18 protein-coding genes and 3 tRNA genes are annotated in these 18,758 nt (G+C 61.1%); 13 read left to right on the plus strand and 8 right to left on the minus strand.

From position 1 onward, the window contains the following. Positions 1 to 146 precede the first annotated feature (146 nt). The 7 genes from uvrY (at position 147) to nadB (ending at position 5,410) form a co-directional block, all read left to right on the plus strand. Positions 147 to 797: a UvrY/SirA/GacA family response regulator transcription factor gene (gene uvrY / locus LG409_RS11360; RefSeq protein WP_227406693.1), complete on the plus strand. Its 651-nt coding sequence runs from the start codon at positions 147 to 149 to the stop codon at positions 795 to 797. A gap of 46 nt (positions 798 to 843) precedes the next feature. Next, the gene (uvrC, locus tag LG409_RS11365; RefSeq protein ID WP_039182538.1) at positions 844 to 2,658 is read left to right on the plus strand and encodes an excinuclease ABC subunit UvrC; all 1,815 of its coding nucleotides are present in this window, start codon (positions 844 to 846) and stop codon (positions 2,656 to 2,658) included. A 100-nt stretch (positions 2,659 to 2,758) separates the two neighbouring features. After that, the gene (pgsA, locus tag LG409_RS11370; protein WP_039182535.1) at positions 2,759 to 3,307 is read left to right on the plus strand and encodes a CDP-diacylglycerol--glycerol-3-phosphate 3-phosphatidyltransferase; all 549 of its coding nucleotides are present in this window, start codon (positions 2,759 to 2,761) and stop codon (positions 3,305 to 3,307) included. Positions 3,308 to 3,389: 82 nt separating this feature from the next. Next, a tRNA-Gly gene (locus tag LG409_RS11375) sits at positions 3,390 to 3,464 on the plus strand. Positions 3,465 to 3,490: 26 nt separating this feature from the next. After that, positions 3,491 to 3,564 (plus strand) — tRNA-Cys (locus LG409_RS11380). Between the two features lie 31 nt (positions 3,565 to 3,595). After that, positions 3,596 to 3,682, plus strand: a tRNA-Leu gene (locus LG409_RS11385). Between the two features lie 132 nt (positions 3,683 to 3,814). Beyond that, entirely contained in the window at positions 3,815 to 5,410 is a 1,596-nt protein-coding gene (nadB, locus tag LG409_RS11390) for an L-aspartate oxidase (RefSeq protein WP_227406694.1), read from the plus strand. Here nadB and LG409_RS11395 read toward each other — a convergent pair. Both LG409_RS11395 and LG409_RS11400 read right to left on the minus strand, forming a co-directional pair. Then, positions 5,407 to 5,805, minus strand: coding sequence for a hypothetical protein (locus LG409_RS11395; protein WP_227406695.1), 399 nt, complete (start codon positions 5,803 to 5,805; stop codon positions 5,407 to 5,409). The genes nadB and LG409_RS11395 overlap by 4 nt on opposite strands. Beyond that, the gene (locus LG409_RS11400; protein WP_193462094.1) at positions 5,765 to 6,058 is read right to left on the minus strand and encodes an FAD assembly factor SdhE; all 294 of its coding nucleotides are present in this window, start codon (positions 6,056 to 6,058) and stop codon (positions 5,765 to 5,767) included. Before LG409_RS11400 ends, LG409_RS11395 begins: the two co-directional genes overlap by 41 nt. Before the next feature lie 165 nt (positions 6,059 to 6,223). Between LG409_RS11400 and LG409_RS11405 the strand changes: the two genes are divergently transcribed. From LG409_RS11405 to lapB, 3 genes are all read left to right on the plus strand, one after another. Continuing rightward, positions 6,224 to 6,577 carry an integration host factor subunit beta gene (locus LG409_RS11405; protein ID WP_254893852.1) on the plus strand — a complete coding sequence of 118 codons (354 nt, stop codon included), beginning with the start codon at positions 6,224 to 6,226 and terminating at the stop codon, positions 6,575 to 6,577. Positions 6,578 to 6,676: 99 nt separating this feature from the next. Beyond that, positions 6,677 to 6,982, plus strand: coding sequence for a lipopolysaccharide assembly protein LapA domain-containing protein (locus LG409_RS11410; RefSeq protein ID WP_039182525.1), 306 nt, complete (start codon positions 6,677 to 6,679; stop codon positions 6,980 to 6,982). Beyond that, a complete protein-coding gene (gene lapB / locus LG409_RS11415; protein WP_227406696.1) occupies positions 6,983 to 8,182 on the plus strand; it encodes a lipopolysaccharide assembly protein LapB in 1,200 nt (399 codons plus the stop codon). A 16-nt stretch (positions 8,183 to 8,198) separates the two neighbouring features. Here lapB and pyrF read toward each other — a convergent pair whose 3' ends face one another. Then, complete coding sequence (gene pyrF / locus LG409_RS11420; RefSeq protein WP_227406697.1) at positions 8,199 to 8,900, minus strand: orotidine-5'-phosphate decarboxylase; 702 nt, start codon at positions 8,898 to 8,900, stop codon at positions 8,199 to 8,201. A gap of 301 nt (positions 8,901 to 9,201) precedes the next feature. Here pyrF and LG409_RS11425 point away from each other — a divergent pair, with 301 nt between their 5' ends. Next, on the plus strand, positions 9,202 to 9,486 hold the full coding sequence (locus LG409_RS11425) for a ComEA family DNA-binding protein (RefSeq protein WP_016914360.1): 285 nt from the start codon (positions 9,202 to 9,204) through the stop codon (positions 9,484 to 9,486). Between the two features lie 119 nt (positions 9,487 to 9,605). On the opposite strand, the gene prpF is transcribed toward LG409_RS11425, so the two are convergent. The 5 genes from prpF to LG409_RS11450 form a co-directional block, all read right to left on the minus strand. Further along, complete coding sequence (prpF, locus tag LG409_RS11430; protein WP_227406698.1) at positions 9,606 to 10,784, minus strand: 2-methylaconitate cis-trans isomerase PrpF; 1,179 nt, start codon at positions 10,782 to 10,784, stop codon at positions 9,606 to 9,608. 92 nt (positions 10,785 to 10,876) lie between these two features. Further along, the gene (acnD, locus tag LG409_RS11435; RefSeq protein ID WP_227406699.1) at positions 10,877 to 13,519 is read right to left on the minus strand and encodes a Fe/S-dependent 2-methylisocitrate dehydratase AcnD; all 2,643 of its coding nucleotides are present in this window, start codon (positions 13,517 to 13,519) and stop codon (positions 10,877 to 10,879) included. 32 nt (positions 13,520 to 13,551) lie between these two features. After that, positions 13,552 to 14,679: a bifunctional 2-methylcitrate synthase/citrate synthase gene (gene prpC / locus LG409_RS11440; RefSeq protein ID WP_062359127.1), complete on the minus strand. Its 1,128-nt coding sequence runs from the start codon at positions 14,677 to 14,679 to the stop codon at positions 13,552 to 13,554. A gap of 57 nt (positions 14,680 to 14,736) precedes the next feature. After that, on the minus strand, positions 14,737 to 15,639 hold the full coding sequence (gene prpB, locus LG409_RS11445) for a methylisocitrate lyase (protein WP_227406700.1): 903 nt from the start codon (positions 15,637 to 15,639) through the stop codon (positions 14,737 to 14,739). A 4-nt stretch (positions 15,640 to 15,643) separates the two neighbouring features. Then, entirely contained in the window at positions 15,644 to 16,390 is a 747-nt protein-coding gene (locus LG409_RS11450; RefSeq protein WP_227406701.1) for a GntR family transcriptional regulator, read from the minus strand. Between the two features lie 252 nt (positions 16,391 to 16,642). On the opposite strand from LG409_RS11450, the gene pabB reads away from it, so the two are divergent. Together pabB and LG409_RS11460 are read left to right on the plus strand one after the other, a co-directional pair. Next, positions 16,643 to 18,001, plus strand: a complete 1,359-nt coding sequence (pabB, locus tag LG409_RS11455) for an aminodeoxychorismate synthase component I (RefSeq protein ID WP_227406702.1) — start codon at positions 16,643 to 16,645, stop codon at positions 17,999 to 18,001. A 133-nt stretch (positions 18,002 to 18,134) separates the two neighbouring features. After that, positions 18,135 to 18,755, plus strand: coding sequence for a phosphoadenosine phosphosulfate reductase domain-containing protein (locus tag LG409_RS11460; RefSeq protein ID WP_039182500.1), 621 nt, complete (start codon positions 18,135 to 18,137; stop codon positions 18,753 to 18,755). Positions 18,756 to 18,758 lie beyond the last annotated feature (3 nt).

Raw genomic sequence — 18,758 nt, forward strand, 5'->3', positions numbered from 1 at the left:
AATATTACTCCATGGTTTGCGCGAGGTCAAGAGTTAAAGTGAACAAGCATTAACTAATTCTCCTTTGCCAAGAGCTGTGGCACTCTATGTCAACGCAGCGTGCGTATCGCCCCAGTCCACGATGATTACCTGCAGGAGCCAGCCCCTTGATCAACGTTTTAATTGCCGATGATCACCACCTGGTGAGAACCAGCATCGCCCACCTCCTGAACGAAGAGAGCGATATCAAGATCGTGGGTGAAGTGGATGATGGTGAGAACGCAGTCACACAGAGCCGACAACTGAAGCCTGACATCGTATTGATGGACATTCGCATGCCAGGCATTGGCGGTCTGGAAGCGACCCGCCGTATCTACCGCACGCTTTCGGACGTCAAAGTCATCATCCTCACGGCACATCTGGAAGACAGCGTCTTGCGGCACATGCTCGAAGCAGGGGCGTCAGGCTTTCTCAGCAAGGGTGCCGATGCAACGGAAATGACCGATGCCATTCGCCAGGTCTTTCACGGGCGCCGCTATGTCAGCCAGGAAATCGCCCAGCGGCTGGCACTCTCCCATTTCGACGATGAAGACAACCCTTTCAGCCACCTCTCGCATCGTGAATTGCAAATCGCCCTGATGATCGTCAATTGCCAGCGCGTACAGGATATTTCGGACCGATTGCACCTAAGTCCCAAAACCGTCAACACCTACCGCTACCGCCTGTTTGACAAGCTCCAGGTAGCCACTGACGTAGAGCTGACCCACCTGGCGTTACGCCATGGACTGGTCGAGGGCTTTGACGCCATCCTGGGATAGACCTACCATCGCTGCTTCAGCCGACAAGAAGCGCCGTTGATACGCCATGTCCTTTGATGCCAAGCAGTTCCTCAGCTCCGTCAGCGCCTCTCCTGGCGTCTATAAAATGCTGGATGAGCAGCAGAATGCGCTCTACGTCGGCAAGGCCAAGCGCCTCAAGTCGCGTCTGGCCAGCTACTTTCGCGGCCAGCTCAATGCCAAGACCCAGGCCATGGTCTCGCGCATTGCCGACATCCAGATCACGGTCACGCGCAGCGAGACCGAAGCGCTGCTGCTGGAACAGACCCTGATCAAGGAGCTACGTCCGCCCTACAACATTCTCCTGCGCGACGACAAATCCTACCCTTTCGTATTCGTGACCGACCGCCACCCATACCCTGCCCTCGAGTACAAGCGAGCCCGACAGCGGCGCGGTGACGGCAAGTATCTTGGCCCCTACCCCAGCAGCGGCGCAGTCAGGGAAAGCCTGACCCTGATGCAGAAAATCTTTCGTATCCGCAACTGCGAGGATAGCGTCTTCGCCCATCGCTCTCGCCCGTGCCTGCAATACCAGATCGAGCGCTGCAGCGCCCCTTGCGTGGACTACATTTCACAGCCAGAGTACCAGCGGGATGTCGACCATGCGGTCATGTGCCTGGAAGGCAAGAGCGAACATGTGACGCAACTGCTTACCGAAGAGATGGAGGCAGCGAGCCGGACGCTCAACTTTGAAGAAGCCGCCCGCCTGCGTGACCAGATCCAGCAGTTGCGCCAGATGCAGCAACGCCAGTTCGTCGACAACGAGAGCGGCGATGCGGATATTTTCGCGCTGGCTCAACGCCCTGGCGCGCTGGGCATCTCCATCCTCAGCGTACGCGATGGGCGCCTGCTGGGTGCAAGACATCACATGCCCAAGAACGACCTGGATCTTTCCCCCGAGGCACTGCTCACCGAAGTGGTCAGCCAATACTATTTTGGTCAACCCCACAGCGTGCCCAGTGAAGTGATCACCAATCTCCCGCTTGAAGACGGCACACTGATTGCCGACGCGCTTGCCCAGCAGGCGGGCAAAAAAGTCCGCGTGACCCATCAGGTGCGCGGGCACCGCGCCCAGTGGCAGCATCTGGCCATGACCAATGCCGAACAGCAGCTCGCCTCGCAGTTGGCCAACACCACGCAGCTCACCGAACGCTTCACGTCACTGCAGCAAGCGCTGGGGCTACCCTCACTGCCGGAGCGCCTGGAGTGCTTCGACATCAGCCACAGCCAGGGCGAAGCCACCGTGGCTTCCTGCGTGGTGTTCGACCACCAAGGGCCACGCAAGAGCGACTACCGCCACTTTCGCATCGAAGGCGTGGCCGCAGGCGACGACTACGCCGCCATGCAACAGGCGCTCACGCGACGCCTCAAACGCGTCAAAAGTGGCGAAGCCATTGCGCCTGACGTGCTGATCGTGGATGGCGGCAAGGGCCAATTGAACATGGCACGGCAAGTGCTGACCGACCTGCAGGTGCCAGGCATCGTCCTGCTGGGCGTGGCCAAAGGCACCACGCGCAAGGCCGGGCTCGAAACCCTGTTTCTGGAAAGTAGCGACAACCCGCTGGTACTGGCACCAGCCTCTCCCGCCCTGCACCTCGTTCAGCATATTCGCGATGAATCGCACCGCTTCGCCATCGCGGGGCACCGAGCAGCACGCGACAAGGCGCGACGCACCTCTACCCTGCAGGACATTCCCGGCATCGGCCCCAAGCGGCGCCGCGAATTGCTGAAGTTTTTTGGCGGCCTGCAGGGCGTGCAAAAGGCCAGCCGTGACGAACTCACTCGGGTGCCGGGCATCAGCGCCGCCCTGGCGGAGACGATTTATGTCACTCTGAACGGATAAAGCGGTGGTTAACATGGATGCAATGCGCCAAGGGGGATAGAATGACCGGGCACATTACATTCCGACTTTCATGATTCTCCGGCAAGGATCGCGCCCTGCGATGAATATACCCAACATACTGACACTGGCACGAATCGCGTTCATCCCACTTCTGGTAGTGCTCTTTTACCTGCCCTTTGGCTGGAGCATGCCAATGGCGGCCGGGCTGTTTGCCCTGGCATCGGTGACGGACTGGCTGGACGGCTATCTTGCCCGCCGCTGGAACCAATCGACACCGTTTGGCGCATTTCTGGACCCGGTGGCCGACAAGCTGATGGTCGCAGTGGCACTGGCGCTGCTCATCGAGCGCTTCGACACGCTGGTATTGACGCTCCCCGCTCTGGTCATCATCGGTCGAGAAATCGTCATTTCCGCCCTTCGGGAGTGGATGGCCGAAATGGGCAAACGCGGCATGGTGGCCGTGTCGTGGATCGGCAAGCTCAAGACCACGCTGCAGATGGTCGCCATTCTCGTCTTGCTCGCCTTCCCGCCCGGACACGACGTTGCGCTGCTGGGCGTGGTCATACTGTATGCAGCAGCGACCCTGACCCTGTGGTCCATGATACAGTACCTGCGCGCCGCCTGGCCGCACCTCAGTCGTTCGATGTAGGCAGGGTAAGCTCGCTTTTTTAAGCACTTAACGAATTGATTGACAATCGCTGGGCGATGCGTATAATTCGCCCTCGAGTCAAGCGGGAATAGCTCAGTGGTAGAGCATCGCCTTGCCAAGGCGAGGGTCGGGAGTTCGAATCTCCTTTCCCGCTCCAATTTGGTTCAATCCAATGACTTGTCAGGCTGGATGGCAGAGTGGTTATGCAGCGGACTGCAACTCCGTGTACGCCGGTTCGATTCCGACTCCAGCCTCCATTTCCCAGTGTATCGATCTCTTCGACACACTGCCCGGATGGCGAAATTGGTAGACGCAAGAGACTTAAAATCTCTCGGAGGTAACTCCGTGCCGGTTCAAGTCCGGCTCCGGGCACCAATATGAAAGACGACGACGCTGCGAGATCATCTGATCGACGCGGCTTTTTTTGTGTCTGGCCATCGCCTATCATCTGTTCTTTTTGATGCTAGCCACCCACTTGTACTTGTAAGTCATGGAGGAGCGGGCCCAATGAGCACGCCAACATCCGACATCGTCATTATTGGTGGGGGCGTCGCCGGCTTGACGCTGGCACTGGAAGTGGCCGACCAACGCTCGGTGCTGCTGGTGCGCCCTGCCCAGGACGACAAAGGGGCCAGCCGCTGGGCCCAGGGCGGGATTGCTGCCGTCCTGTCACCCGACGACCAGCTCGAAGACCATGTCCAGGACACGCTGATTGCCGGGGACGGCCTGTGCGATGAAGCGGCCGTACGCTTTACGGTCGACCACGGCCCCCAGGCCATTCAGTGGCTCATCGACAATGGCGTGCCGTTTACCCCAGACCCGGACCCCGGCGCCCGCTACCCCTTTCACCTCACCCGAGAGGGCGGCCATAACGCAAGACGCATCATTCATGCCGACGATGCCACAGGCCGCGCCGTGGTCGATACGCTGCTGGATAAAGTCGCTGTCCACCCCAACATCACCCAGCGCAGCGACCTGACCATTCTGCACCTGCTCCAGAACGCCTCTGGCCACTGCCTGGGTGCACTGGGCATCGACAGCGGCGGCAATCTTCACCACCTGCTGGCTACGCATACCGTACTGGCAACGGGCGGCGCCAGCGGCCTGTATCGCCATACGACGACCCCCGCCCCCAGCAGCGGAGAAGGCATGATGATGGCCGCCGAGCTGGGCGCCACCCTGTGCAACCTGGAGTTTCAGCAGTTTCACCCCACCTGCCTGTTCGACCCCAACGGCCCTGCGTTTCTGATCAGCGAAGCCGTGCGAGGAGAAGGTGGCCACCTGCTCAACGAGGCGGGAGAGCGCTTCATGCTGGCGCTGGATGCGCGTGCCGAACTGGCGCCCCGTGACATCGTGGCCCGCGCCATCGATGCCAACATTCAGCAAGGTACGCTGGGGCATGTCTGGCTCGACGTGCGCCACCTGGGCGACACCAACCTACGCCACCACTTCCCGACTATTCTGGCCCACTGCGCCTCACGGGGCATCGACATCACCCGGGAACCCATTCCCGTCGTACCCGCCGCCCACTACAGCTGCGGCGGCATTGCCACCAACAGCGCAGGCGCAACCGACGTGCCCAACCTTTACGCCATCGGCGAGACCGCCTATACCGGCTTGCATGGCGCCAATCGCATGGCCAGCAACTCCCTGCTGGAGTGCCTGGTCTACGCCCGCAGCTGCGCCCTGCATCTGCTCAGCCAGCCGCAGACGGCACCTTGCCAACTCTCTGAAGCGCTGGCTGACAGGCCCTTTGATGCACACATCAAGGTGGACCGGAACGCCCTCGACGAGCTGCGCCACGCCATGCGCAGCGTGATGAGCCAGCATGTTTCCATCGTGCGCAGCGAGCAGGGCTTGAACAGCGCTTATGCGGCGCTGGAGAACATGGCGCAGAACCTGAAAGCGCTGGATCCTGAGCGGCAGCACCCCGACAGCCTTCAGCTTGGCCAGGCACTGGCCCTGGCACAGTTGACCACCCTGGCAGCCCTGCGACGCCATGAGTCACGCGGCCTGCATTACTCCACCGATTGGCCCTCGGCCCAGCCAGACAGCCAACCTTCCCGACTGACGCTGGACGACCTGCCCAACGCCAGGCGCTAACGACCGGGACGGTGCAGGCAGCGGCGCAGCTGGCGCTGCTCTGAGGCAGGCAGGCTGTCAGGCCATATCCAGATACGCTGGCTGCCGACACGCAGCCCCACCAACCAGGGCCCCAAATAGTCACAGCGCACAGGCTGCTCGGGGCCCAGTTCACCAGTAGGCAACAACCAGCTTGCCGCCCAGTGTTGCCCTGTATGCACGAGCTGCAATGTTCCTGCCGGCTGACGGCAGCGGCTGCCCCACCACACCGCCAACCCCACCACCAAGGCCACCCCGATCCAAGCAGCGCTGACGAGGAGCATCAGCAACGTCATGCAGCCCATCAACAATGCTGCATGAACGCCGCTGGCCACGTTAGAGCGTACGATAGGCAGCGTTATCGGTGGTTTCTGCATGCTCGACGATCATCTGGACCAATTGACGCAACTCCGGGTCTTCCGGCCACTCGCGGTGCATCAGCCAGACGAACAGATCCTGATCTTCCTCTTCGATCAACCTTTGATAGGTCAGTTGCTGCTCATGGCTGAGCGACTCGAAGCGTGCCTCCAGAAACGGAATCAACAGCAAGTCCAACTCCCACATGCCACGACGGGAGTGCCAATAGAGCCGCTTGCGCAGCACAGCTGCTGGGGATGTATCGTCGTTCAACGCCACTTCTCCACGTAAAGGGAATGAAAAGGCAGTATACCGGAGCGACAGGGTCGCGCCAGCGCCCGGCTTCGCCTATGCTGTTACTCAGCCTTGAGCTCACCAAGCTAGTACCTTGTTTTATCTGAATTGTTTTATGCCGTTTGGCGAAGTATGCTGATTTCGATGGTATCGAGGTCGCATGCGCAAGAACGGCCTTTAACGTTTGCAGGGAGCCAACCGATGACCAAGTCTGAACTAATCGAACAAATCGCGATGCGTCAACCGGAGCTATCCGCCAAGGAAGTCGAAACGGCAGTGCGTATCATCCTGGATGATATGACCGATGCCTTGTCCAGCGGCGGGCGAGTAGAAATACGGGGCTTTGGCAGCTTTTCACTTCACTACCGCGAGCCACGCACCGGCAGAAACCCCAAGACGGGCGACCCGGTGGAACTGGACGGCAAATATGTCCCCCACTTCAAGCCCGGCAAAGAGCTGCGGGAACAGGTAGACGCCAGTCGAGCGCTGGGCTATTGAGCCTGAGTAAACGCCCCCTTCGACGTTCTTCGGGATGACGTCACGCTTAGACTCAGACACAATAGCACTACCGCGAACGCCACTAACCAGGAAACACACATGCGTTGGATCAAAGGGCTGATTCTGGCCATCATTCTACTGATAGTGCTGCTGGTCGGCATTCTTTTTGCCGTCAACAACCAGCAGACCATTGCCTTGAACCTGATCTGGACAGAGCTGCCTGCCGTCTCGCTGTCGGTCTGGCTGCTGGCAACGCTGACGCTGGGCGTGGTGGTCGGCATGATCGCCATGCTGGGCGTGTACGTACGCCTGAGAGCCAAGCTGGTGCGCAGCGAACGCCACAACAAGCAACAGCGCAAGGAGCTCGACCGCCTCCGCACCCAGGAGTTCAAGGAACTGGCATAAATGCAAGATGCCGTGCTGCTGGGCGTGCTGCTGACCGCCATTGTGCTGGGCTTTGCGCTTGGGGTCAGACATGCGACCAGGCGCCAGCGGCAGGTCCCTTTGTCACGCCCACCCGATCTATCTCGAGAGTACTTCGTCGGGTTGAACTATCTGCTCAACGAGCAGCCCGACGAAGCCATCAACACCTTCATCCATGCCCTCGACATCAATAGTGAGACGGTAGAGACGCACATCGCCCTGGGCAAGCTGTTTCGCGCCCGCGGTGAAGCGGACAAGGCCGTCAGCATCCATCAAAACCTGCTGGCCCGCCCCGCCCTGTCGGCAGAGACCAACGAACACGTTCAACTGGAGCTGGCGCGAGATTTCATCGCTCTGGGCGTGCATGATCGCGCCCAGCGGCTGCTGCGCAGCGTGCTCGAACACTCGAGCAGCGAGCCTATGTGCCTGGAAGCGCGCCGACTGCTGATCGACCTGCTGGAAAGAGAAAACGACTGGCATGAAGCGCTGGAGACCGCCCAGCCCCTGATGAAGCTGCAACCTGCCATGCGCCGACCCGCCGCCCACTGGCTGTGCGAACTGGCAGAACAGGAGATCGCCCAGGCAAGCCGCCCGCTGGCCCGCAAACATCTGAAAAAAGCGCTGCAGTTCGATGAGCGCTGCGTCAGAGCTACCCTGCTGTTGGCCGAACTCGATATGGAAAACGGCCATCATGACAAGGCCATCGAGCGGCTCGACCATATACTTCAACAGGATATCGCCCACGTCCCCACCATGCTGCCGGTCCTGCAACGGGCCTATACCCGCAACGATGACCTGGACGGCCTGGAAAACCACCTGTATCGGCTGCTGGGGCAAGCCCCCTACACCAGCGTCATGATTACCCTGGGGGCCCTGATCCACCAGCGAGAAGGAGTCGACAACGCCATCGAGCGGATCGGCACGTGGTTACGAGAAGCGCCGAGCCTGGGTGGCCTCGACTACCTGGTGGATCTTTATCTCGAAAGCGAGAAACTGTCAGGCAAAGCTTCTCCCGACACACGCTTGCTGCTGCTCAAGCACCACACTGACCAGCTGCTGTCCGACCGACATCGTCACCGCTGCCGCCGCTGCGGCTTCAACAGCGACAGCCTGAGCTGGCAGTGCCCCAGCTGCCGACGCTGGGGCACCATCAAACCCGTCACGGGCGTTCAGGGCGAATAGCCGCTCGCCTCCTGCCTCAGACGCTCGCCAGCTCGCTTTCGATAGCGACCAATGCTGCCATTGGGTCTTCTGCCTGAGTGACCGGCCTGCCGATGACCAGATGAGTGCTACCGGCCTGCATGGCTTCTGCAGGCGTCATGATGCGCTGCTGGTCATTGGCCACGGCGAAATGGGGACGAATTCCCGGCGTCACCTTGAGGAAAGCATCGCCATACTCGGCCTTGAGAGACGCCGCCTCGTGGGCAGAGCACACCACTCCCGCCAGGCCACTGGCATGTGTTAACGCCGCGAGGCGGGCCACTTGGGCGTCGACCCCACCGTTCACGCCAACACTGGCCAGGTCGTCTTCCTGCATGCTGGTCAGTACGGTGACGGCGATCAAGTGCGTGCTCAAACGATGCTCCGCCAGCCGCTGGGCCGCGGCCTCCATCATCTTGCGCCCACCGGAGGCATGAACATTGACCATCCACACGCCCTGCTCTGCCGCCGCCTGCACCGCACTGGCGGTGGTGTTGGGAATGTCGTGAAACTTGAGGTCCAGGAATACCTCGAAGCCCCGACCATGCAATGCCTCCAGTACTGCTGGGCCGCTGCGCGTGAACAGCTCCTTGCCGACCTTCACACGGCAACGCGCCGGGTCGAGCTGGTCAGCCATGCACAGGGCCGCGTCAAGCGAAGGGTAATCAAGGGCAATGATGATAGGTGAGTCGGTGGACACGCGCTTACTCCGTGCTCGTTAGATCAACAATGGAAAGGTTCATGTCTGTCACGAACCCGTTCAATGGGCGACGGTCTGCCACCCTGCTAGTGTAACAGCCCTCGTCACGCGGCTGTGTAAGCGATTACCGACATCCCTCATGGCAAACGGATTACAAAAACTGTCGGCAATGGCTTACAGCGCGAGGCGCGCCAAAAGATTAAGTTGACTAAGGACGCAAGCAATTCGGTCATGCTGGCGATCAAGGAGGCTTGGCTCTTGGCGAGCCGAGCGACGAACCAACACCGATGAGGTACTTCACATGCAGAAAACGTTCAAGGGATTTGTAGCCGCACTCGTGATGTCACTGTGCCTGGGCTTGTCCAGCGCCGCGCTGGCCCAGGCAATCGCCCCCATCAATGTCAATAGTGCCGACGCCGAGCTGCTGGCGGAACTGCCGGGCATTGGCCCCAGCCGGGCGGCCGCCATCATCGAGGAGCGTGAAACCAACGGCGCTTTCGAGAGCGCTGACGACCTGACACGGGTCAGCGGCATTGGTCCGGCCACCGTTGACCGGATGCGCGACCAGGTCGTGGTAGAGGATTAATCACATCACACGCGACACCATGACCACCCCGCCCGTCACGGCAAGCCTTGCGCCTATACCGTGACGGGCACCACTCAGCAAGTGGCCACCAGGGTGGTCAAAGCAGTGCCTGCCGTCGATTACAGCACATCACCCGGCACGCGCACTCGCCCTTCCATCAATACCCGAGCACTGCGGCTCATGATCGCCTGATCGATTTGCCAGCGTCCCTCCACCAGGCTGGCCTTGGCGCCTACCCTGAGCGTGCCGGAGGGGTGGCCAAAAGTGACCGACTCCCGTTCGCTGCCGCCTGCCGCCAGGTTCACCAGTGTCCCCTGAATGGCCGCTGCCGCGGCAATGGCCACGGCCGCAGTGCCCATCATGGCGTGATGCAACTTGCCCATGGAGAGCGCCCTGACCAACAGATCGATCGACTCGGCCTCGACCCGCTGCCCACTGGAAGACGTATAGCCAGCCGGTGGTGCCACGAACGCCACCTTGGGCGTGTGCTGACGGCTGGCGGCCTCGTCCACATGGGCAATCAACCCCATCTTGACGGCCCCATAGGCACGTATTCTTTCGAACCTGGCCAGTGCATCCGGGTCGCCGTTGATCGCCTCTTGCAGCTCACAGCCGCTGTAACCCAGTGCTTGCGCATCGATGAACACGGTAGGAATACCCGCATTGATCAGCGTCGCCTTGAGCACTCCGATGCCGGGCACCTCCAGCTCATCCACCGGCTGCCCGGTGGGGAAGATCGCCCCCTCACCGTCGGCAGGATCCAGAAACGCCACCGGAATCTCGGCAGCAGGAAAGGTGACGCCATCCAGCTCGAAGTCTCCGGTTTCCTGAACGGCGCCGTGGCTGATCGGCACCTGAGAAACGATGGTTTTCTGTATGTTGACCTGCCAGATGCGCACTTCCACGACGCCGTTTTCAGGCACCCGCGCGGGGTCGACCAGCCCATTGGCCACGGCATAGGGGCCCACCGCCGCAGACAAGTTGCCGCAGTTGCCGCTCCAGTCCACGAAAGGCTTGTCGATGGACACCTGCCCAAACAGGTAATCCACATCATGCTCCGGGGAAGTACTTTTCGAGAGAATCACCGCCTTGCTGGTGCTGGACGTGGCACCGCCCATCCCATCGATCTGTTTTTCATAGGGGTCGGGGCTACCCATCACCCGCAACAGCAGCCTGTCTCGCGCCTCACCCGGCTGCTGCGCAGCGGGAGGCAGGTCACTGAGGGTGAAAAACACCCCTTTGCTGGTGCCACCTCGCATGTAGGTGGCGGGAATACTCATCTGCGCTGCGTGCGCCATGGTCACTCTCCTGACAACGGCCTGACACGCGTCAGGCCGTCGATGTTCACTCGTTGGGCTTTCCCTTCCGGTGCTACGCTGGGACAACGCGGCTAGACAGCGGCGCTGGATTCCAGAAAATCCTGCGCAAAGCGCTGCAGCACACCACCGGCGGAGTAGATGGTGACCTCCTCGGCGGTGTCCAGACGGCACACCACCGGCACACGCTCCACAGCTCCCTGCTGGCGATGGATCACCAGCGTCAGTTGGGCTCTGGGTGCAGGCGTTCCTTCCACGTCGTAGATTTCGGTGCCATCCAGCGCCAGCGTTTTCCGAGTCGTGCCCTCCTCGAATTGCAGCGGCATCACGCCCATACCCACCAGATTGGTGCGGTGGATACGTTCAAAGCCTTCTGCCACGATCGCTTCGACCCCGGCCAGAGCCACGCCCTTGGCCGCCCAGTCTCGAGACGACCCCTGGCCATAGTCGGCACCCGCGATGATGATCAGCGGCTGTTTGCGCGCCATATAGGTTTCGATGGCTTCCCACATGCGGGTCACGGTGCCTTCCGGCTCGATACGCGCCAGCGAGCCTTGCATGACCTTGCCCTGCTCGTCGTGCACCATCTCATTGAAGAGCTTGGGATTGGCCAGGGTGGCCCGCTGGGCGGTCAGGTGGTCTCCGCGGTGGGTGGCGTAGGAGTTGAAGTCCTCCTCCGGCAAACCCATGGCATGCAGATACTCGCCAGCGGCGCTGTCCATGAGAATGGCATTGGACGGCGACAGGTGGTCCGTGGTGATGTTGTCCGGCAGGATGGCCAGCGGGCGCATGCCTTTCAGCCCTCGCTCCCGGGCCATGTTGCCCTCCCAATAGGGAGGCCGCCGGATGTAGGTGCTGTGCGGGCGCCACTCGTAGAGGGGGCTCACCTGAGGTCCGGCACGCTTGTCCAGGTCGAACATGGGAATGTAGGTTTCACGGAACTGCTCCGGCTTCACCGACGCCTTGACGATGGCATCGATTTCGCTGTCTTCCGGCCAGATGTCCTTGAGGGTGACCGGATTGCCCTGGGCGTCGTGACCCAGCACGTCCTGTTCGATATCGAAACGGATGGTGCCCGCAATGGCATAGGCCACCACCAGTGGCGGCGAGGCCAGAAACGCCTGTTTGGCGTAAGGGTGGATACGCCCATCGAAGTTGCGGTTACCCGACAGCACCGCCGTGGCATAGAGATCGCGACGAATGATCTCCTCCTGGATACTCGGCTCCAATGCACCGGACATGCCGTTGCAGGTAGTGCAGGCGTATGCCACGACGCCGAAGCCCAGCGCTTCCAGCTCGCCCATCAGATCGGCTTCTTCCAGGTACATCTTGACCGTCTTCGACCCCGGAGCCAGCGAGGTCTTGACCCACGGCTTGCGGGTCAGGCCAAGGCGGTTGGCGTTTCGGGCAATCAGGCCTGCCGCCACCATGTTGCGTGGATTGGACGTATTGGTGCAGCTGGTGATGGCTGCAATGATCACCGCCCCATCGGGCATCCTGCCTGCAGCCTCCTCTTCCCGTGCCTTGTCCAGCCCGACGGCAATGCCGCGCTTGGCAAGCTCCGTGGTAGGCAGGTGGGCATGAGGGTTGGAAGGCCCCGCCAGGGTACGCGTCACGCTGGACAGGTCAAAGCGCAGGATGCGCTCGTAGACTACCTGCGTCAGGTCATCGGCCCAGAGCCCGGTATGCTGGGCGTAGGCCTTCACCAGGGCTACTTGCTCATCGTCACGGCCGGTCAGCTTGAGGTAGTCGATGGTCTGGTTGTCGATATAGAACATCGCCGCCGTGGCGCCGTACTCCGGGGTCATGTTGGAGATGGTCGCCCGATCCCCCACCGACAGTGCGTCGGCACCTTCCCCGAAGAACTCCAGATAGGCGCCGACCACGCGCTCGCGGCGCAGAAACTCGGTAATCGCCAGCACCATGTCGGTGCCAGTGATACCGGGCTGCAGCTTACCCGTCAGCTCGACACCCACGATATCGGGCAAGCGCATCATGGAGGCGCGGCCCAGCATCACGCTCTCGGCTTCCAGCCCCCCGACCCCCACGGAAATCACGCCCAGCGCGTCCACCATGGGCGTGTGGCTGTCGGTGCCCACGCAGGTGTCCGGGTAGGCCACCTGCACGCCCTGCTCATCCGGGCGGCATTGCACCACCGGAGACATCTTTTCCAGGTTGATCTGGTGCATGATGCCGTTGCCGGGAGGAATCACGTCGACGTTCTCGAACGCCAGCTTGGTCCAGTTGATGAAGTGAAAGCGGTCGTCGTTACGCCGATCTTCCACCTGGCGATTCTTCTCGAAGGCGTCCTTCTCGAAACCGGCGTGCTCCACGGCCAGCGAGTGGTCGACGATCAGTTGCGTCGGTACCACCGGGTTCACCTTGGCAGGGTCACCGCCCTTCTCCGCGATGGCGTCGCGCAGCCCGGCCAGGTCGACCAGCGCGGTCTGGCCCAGGATATCGTGGCACACCACCCGGGCCGGGTACCAGGGAAAGTCCAGCTCCTGCTTGCGCTCGATCAGTTGCTTGAGGGCGTCGGTCAGCAGCGCCGGATCACAGCGCCGAACCAGTTGCTCGGCCAGCACCCGAGACGTATAGGGCAACTGGGCATAGGCACCGGGCTGGATCTCCTCGACGGCCTGGCGCGTATCGAAAAAGTCCACTGGTGCGCCCGCCACCGACACATTCGGCAGCGGTTTGCGATAATTCGTGTTCATGATGCCTCTCACTTGGTCACAGAGCCAAACGCCTAGTCACGGGCTTCAATGGGCACCCATTCGCTCTTCTCCGGGCCGATGTAGTCGGCGCTGGGGCGAATAATGCGGTTATTGGCACGCTGCTCGAATACGTGGGCGGCCCAGCCGGTCAGCCGCGACATGACGAAGATGGGCGTGAACAGCTTGGTCGGAATATCCATGAAGTGGTATGCGCTGGCGTGGAAGAAATCGGCATTGCAGAACAGCTTCTTCTCCCGCCACATGACCTCTTCGCAACGTACCGATACCGGGTAGAGCACGGTGTCGCCGACGTCGTCAGCCAGCTTCTTCGACCACTCCTTGATGATCGCATTGCGCGGGTCGGACTCACGGTAGATGGCATGACCAAAGCCCATGATCTTCTCTTTGCGCTCCAGCATTCCGAGCATCTCCCGCTCGGCTTCTTCGGGCGAGCGCCAGTGCTCGATCATCGCCATGGCCGCCTCGTTGGCGCCACCGTGCAGCGGGCCGCGCAGGGAGCCAATCGCCCCCGTGACACAGGAGTGCATATCCGACAGCGTCGAGGCACACACCCGCGCGGTGAACGTGGAGGCATTGAATTCGTGCTCGGCATAGAGAATCAGCGAGACGTTCATGACCCGAGCATGCAGCTCGGAAGCGGGCTCACCACGCAGCATATGCAGGAAGTGGCCACCCACCGAGTCGTCGTCGGTCTGGGTGTCGATGCGCACGCCGTCGTGGCTGAAGCGGTACCAGTAGCAGATGATCGACGGCAGCACCGCCAGCAGCCGATCCGCCACGTCCTGCTGCTGATCGAAGCTCTCTTCGGTTTCCAGATTGCCCAGCATGGAGGCACCGGTACGCATCACATCCATGGGATGGGCGTCTTTGGGAATCTGCTCGAGCACCGTTTTCAGGGCCTCGGGCAGCCCACGCAGACCTTTCAGCTTGGTAATGTAATGATCGAGCTCCGCCTGATTGGGCAGCTTGCCCTTGAGCAGCAGGTACGCTACTTCTTCGAACTTGGCCTTCTCAGCCAGCTCCTTGATGTCGAAGCCGCGATAGGTCAAGCCGGAACCGGTTTTACCCACGGTACACAGCGCCGTCGAGCCCGCACTCTGCCCACGTAATCCTGCACCTGCTAGCGGTTTATCAGCCATGGTAGTCTCCTGACGTACTCAGTATTGTCACTGTTATTAGATGTGTTGCCTGCGCACTCAAGCGTCTTTTTGTTCGGCGAACAGCGCATCGAGCTTCTGTTCGAAATCGTGGTAATTCAAGAAGTCGTACAGCTCATCGCGTGTCTGCATGGTGTCGACCACCTCGCGCTGATGGCCATGCTCCAGAATGCTCTGGTAAACCTTCAGGGCCGCTGCGTTCATGGCACGGAAAGCCGACAGCGGATAGAGCACCATCCGGCAGCCGACGTCCCCTAACTCCTGCTGGCTGAACAGCGGCGTGGCGCCAAACTCGGTGATATTGGCCAGAATCGGCGCATTGACGCGCTGGCAGAAGGCGCGATAGTCGTCGAGGGTATGCACGGCCTCGGCGAAGATGGCATCGGCTCCCGCTTCCACGCAGGCGTTGGCGCGCTCGATGGCGGCATCGAGCCCCTCTTTCTGGAACGCATCGGTACGTGCGATGAGATAGAAATCCGGATCCAGCTTCGCATCGGCCGCAGCCTTGATGCGGTCCACCATCTCCTGCTGGGAAACGATCGCCTTGTTGGGGCGATGACCGCAGCGCTTCTGAGCGACCTGATCTTCCAGATGCACTGCGGCGACTCCGGCACGCTGCATCTCTTTCACGGTGCGCGCAATGTTGAACGCGCCGCCCCAGCCGGTATCGATATCCACCAGCAGTGGAAGCTCCGTGGCAGCACAGATGCGATGTGCATCCTCGACCACGTCGTTCATGGTCGTCATGCCCAGATCCGGCAGGCCGAAGGAGGCATTGGCCACGCCGCCGCCGGAGAGGTAAATGGCCTGGTGCCCCACGCGCTGGGCCATCATGGCCGTATAGGCATTGATGGTGCCCAGGATGGGCAGCGGGCGCTGGGCTTCCAGCGCGGCACGAAAGCGCCCACCAGGGCTCAGGCGAGAAGTGGATGAAGCGGTCATGACATCAGCTCCTGTCTTCGGTTGTTGTTTGTTGTTCAAGAATGGCGGCGTAGCGGTCTGCCACGTTCGCCCGTGACGCGCTGACATGGCGACGCATCAACAGCTCGGCCAGCTCGGCATCGCCGGCCTCGATGGCATCGACAATCCGGTGGTGCTCCACGAACGCCCGCTGAGGGCGGGTACCGCTGGCGCTGAACTGCGTGCGATAGAGGCGCACCAAGTAGTAGAGGTCGTCACACAGCAGGTTCATCAACATTTTGTTGTGACTGCCCTGAACGATGCGATAATGGAAATCGAGATCGCCTTCGCGCTGGTAATAGGCTTCCCCACGTTTGAGATCGCTCTGGCTTTCGTGCAGCGCCAAAACGTCTCGCAGCCCCTGGATTTCCTCGGCAGACATGTGCTCGGCCGCCAGCCGCGCCGCCATGCTTTCCAGCGCTTCGCGCACGTCGAAAAGCTCCAGCAGCTCTTTCATGGAAAGCTTGACGACCCGGGCGCCCACATGGGGCACGCGCTCGATCAATCGGTGGGCCTCGAGGCGCCGCATGGCCTCGCGCAGCGGCCCCCTAGAGATCCCGTAGGTCTTCGAAAGCCCAGGCTCAGTGATTTTGCTGCCAGGCGCCAGTTCCCCACGGACAATGGCGCTTTGCAACTGGTGAAACACACGCTCGGCCAGTGTGCGTACTTCTGGCGAGACGACGTCGCTGGCGTCGCCGTCCGGTAGTGGTGAAGTGGAAGCAAGTAAGGTCATGGTTAATTGTCGACAATTAAGGAATGATGAAACTTTAGCCCTCCCCTTTTCTGACGTCAACCTCGGAAAATAAGCGTTTTTATTCACCTTTCGTTGCACGCCTGACGAGACCTCCTGCATAAATGTCTACAATCTCTTGTGCGGCATCCTCTCACCGCCTGCTTACGTGAGAACGCCGTCGATAAACGCGGCTGGTGTCCTTGGCGCGAGCACCCTAAAATGTGCCGCCCTTTCCGGATTGGCGTTTGCTTCATGACAACGGCGTTGACGATCTCCGCTCTGCCCTACTTCTCCGACCCCCTGGACACCTTTGCCCGCTTACGGCAACGGCCCGGGGCGGTGCTGCTGGACAGCGGCCGACCCGTGGCCACCAGCGGCCGGTATGACATCCTCAGCAGCGACCCGCTGGCCACGCTGGAAATCTGCGCAGATCATCAAGCACATCTCAGCTCTTCTACGCTAACACTAGCGGCGCATATTGGCAGTGACAGTACAGCGCAACAGCAGTGGCTGCTGGAACAGCTGCCCGTGCCCACCCTCGACAGCGACCTGCCCTTTCTGGGCGGCTTGATCGGCTACTGGAGCTACGACCTGGGCCGCCAAGACTGTTCGGTGTCCAGCCAGCACCCGCCCGCCACCCAACTGCCGCTGGCCCGCCTGGGCCTGTATGACTGGTGCATCACCTTTGACCACGTCACCCGACAAGCCTGGCTGGTGGCCAGCGATGCGCGCCGTCGAGAGGTGCTGGCCTGGCTGGAAGAAGCCCCGCCAGCAGGCGAGCCTTTCACGCTGACGCAGCCGTTCAAGGCCCAGCTCAACCAGGCCGAATATACCGAGCGCTTCGAGGCCGTACAGCGCTATATCCGCGCCGGTGACTGCTACCAGATCAATCTTGCACAGCGCTTCTCTGCCCGCTACGAAGGGGATGAGTGGCAAGCCTATCTGCAGCTGCGACGCGCCACACCGACGCCTTTCTCGGGGTATATGGCCTGGCAGGGCCAGGCGGTGCTGTCGCTGTCGCCCGAGCGCTTCATTCAGTGCCGTGATGGCCGTGTCGAAACTCGCCCCATCAAGGGCACCAGACCCCGCGGCGATACGCCCGCAAAAGACCAGGCGCTAGCCGAGGAGCTGCTCGACAGCTCCAAGGATCGAGCTGAGAACGTGATGATCGTCGACCTGCTGCGTAACGATCTCGGGCGGGTCTGCACCCCCGGTTCGATACGTGTGCCGCAGCTTTGCCAACTGGAAAGCTACCCCAACGTGCACCATCTGGTCAGCGTCGTTCAGGGGGAGTTGGCGCCCTCACACTCACCGCTTTCGCTGCTCACGGCGGCCTTCCCCGGCGGCTCGATCACCGGCGCACCCAAGATACGCGCCATGCAGATCATCGATGAGCTGGAACCCTGCCAGCGTAGTGTCTATTGCGGAAGCCTGGGCTATATCGACACCCGCGGCAGCATGGACACCTCGATTGCCATTCGCACCATGCTGGCCGATCATGGCAGCCTGCATGTATGGGGCGGCGGCGGACTGGTCGCCGACTCTCAGGCAGACGAGGAGTACACGGAAACCCTCGACAAGATCCGTCACCTGATCGGTGCTCTGGAATAGATCAGCGCTTTGGAATAACAAAGAAGCATTGTTACATCAGAAAGGAATATAAAACCCAAACCAAACGGTATTGGGGCACCACACAGGGCTTTGGTAGCCTAAGGGCATCGCACGCTTTTCAACAGGAAACAGCATGTCCTCAGCTCTCGAAGCCATTCATCAAGAGTACGCCAACGACCCGCAAGGGTTGATCGAGTGGGCGTTTCGTCAGGGCGAGCGCCCTATTTGCACCACCAATTTCCGCCCGTTCGAAGCCGTGATTCTGCACATGGTGACGCAGGTTCGCCCTGATATCCCCATTGTCTGGATGGACAGCGGTTACAACACCGAGGCTACCTACCGGTTTGCCGATGACGTGATTCGACGGCTCGACCTCAACCTGGTGAGCTTTTTACCCCAGCGCACCCGCGCGCACCGGGAGGCCCTGGACGGCCCCATGCCGGGCATCGACGACCCGCGCCATGCGGCGTTCACTCAGGAAGTGAAGATCGAGCCGTTCGAGCGCGCCCTGGCCACCATGCGGCCCGACATCTGGTTCACCGCCCTGCGCGCCGAAGACACGCCGGAGCGAGCCAAGATGCAGTCCGTTAGCCGCAACAGCGACGGCCTGCTGAAAGTGGCGCCGCTACTGAAGTGGACCGCCAAGGACATGTACGAATACCTGCAGGCCCATGACCTGCCCAACAACTTCGACTACTTCGACCCCACCAAGGTGGAAGAGAAACGCGAATGTGGGCTGCACCTGCAGCATTGATAT

Origin of the sequence: Halomonas sp. NyZ770, assembly GCF_020616575.1 — a bacterium.
Classification (GTDB): Bacteria; Pseudomonadota; Gammaproteobacteria; order Pseudomonadales; family Halomonadaceae; genus Vreelandella; species Vreelandella hamiltonii.

Excerpts from the sequence above, each read along its gene's own strand:
- prpF (WP_227406698.1), bottom strand. The coding sequence starts at position 10,784 with ATGGCGCACGCAGCGCAGATGAGTATTCCCGCCACCTACATGCGAGGT.
- LG409_RS11460 (WP_039182500.1), top strand. The coding sequence starts at position 18,135 with ATGTCCTCAGCTCTCGAAGCCATTCATCAAGAGTACGCCAACGACCCG.
- prpC (WP_062359127.1), bottom strand. The coding sequence starts at position 14,679 with ATGGCTGATAAACCGCTAGCAGGTGCAGGATTACGTGGGCAGAGTGCG.
- lapB (WP_227406696.1), top strand. The coding sequence starts at position 6,983 with ATGCAAGATGCCGTGCTGCTGGGCGTGCTGCTGACCGCCATTGTGCTG.
- LG409_RS11410 (WP_039182525.1), top strand. The coding sequence starts at position 6,677 with ATGCGTTGGATCAAAGGGCTGATTCTGGCCATCATTCTACTGATAGTG.
- nadB (WP_227406694.1), top strand. The coding sequence starts at position 3,815 with ATGAGCACGCCAACATCCGACATCGTCATTATTGGTGGGGGCGTCGCC.
- pabB (WP_227406702.1), top strand. The coding sequence starts at position 16,643 with ATGACAACGGCGTTGACGATCTCCGCTCTGCCCTACTTCTCCGACCCC.
- prpB (WP_227406700.1), bottom strand. The coding sequence starts at position 15,639 with ATGACCGCTTCATCCACTTCTCGCCTGAGCCCTGGTGGGCGCTTTCGT.
- LG409_RS11395 (WP_227406695.1), bottom strand. The coding sequence starts at position 5,805 with ATGCAGAAACCACCGATAACGCTGCCTATCGTACGCTCTAACGTGGCC.
- acnD (WP_227406699.1), bottom strand. The coding sequence starts at position 13,519 with ATGAACACGAATTATCGCAAACCGCTGCCGAATGTGTCGGTGGCGGGC.
- uvrC (WP_039182538.1), top strand. The coding sequence starts at position 844 with ATGTCCTTTGATGCCAAGCAGTTCCTCAGCTCCGTCAGCGCCTCTCCT.
- pgsA (WP_039182535.1), top strand. The coding sequence starts at position 2,759 with ATGAATATACCCAACATACTGACACTGGCACGAATCGCGTTCATCCCA.
- LG409_RS11425 (WP_016914360.1), top strand. The coding sequence starts at position 9,202 with ATGCAGAAAACGTTCAAGGGATTTGTAGCCGCACTCGTGATGTCACTG.
- LG409_RS11450 (WP_227406701.1), bottom strand. The coding sequence starts at position 16,390 with ATGACCTTACTTGCTTCCACTTCACCACTACCGGACGGCGACGCCAGC.
- LG409_RS11405 (WP_254893852.1), top strand. The coding sequence starts at position 6,224 with ATGGTATCGAGGTCGCATGCGCAAGAACGGCCTTTAACGTTTGCAGGG.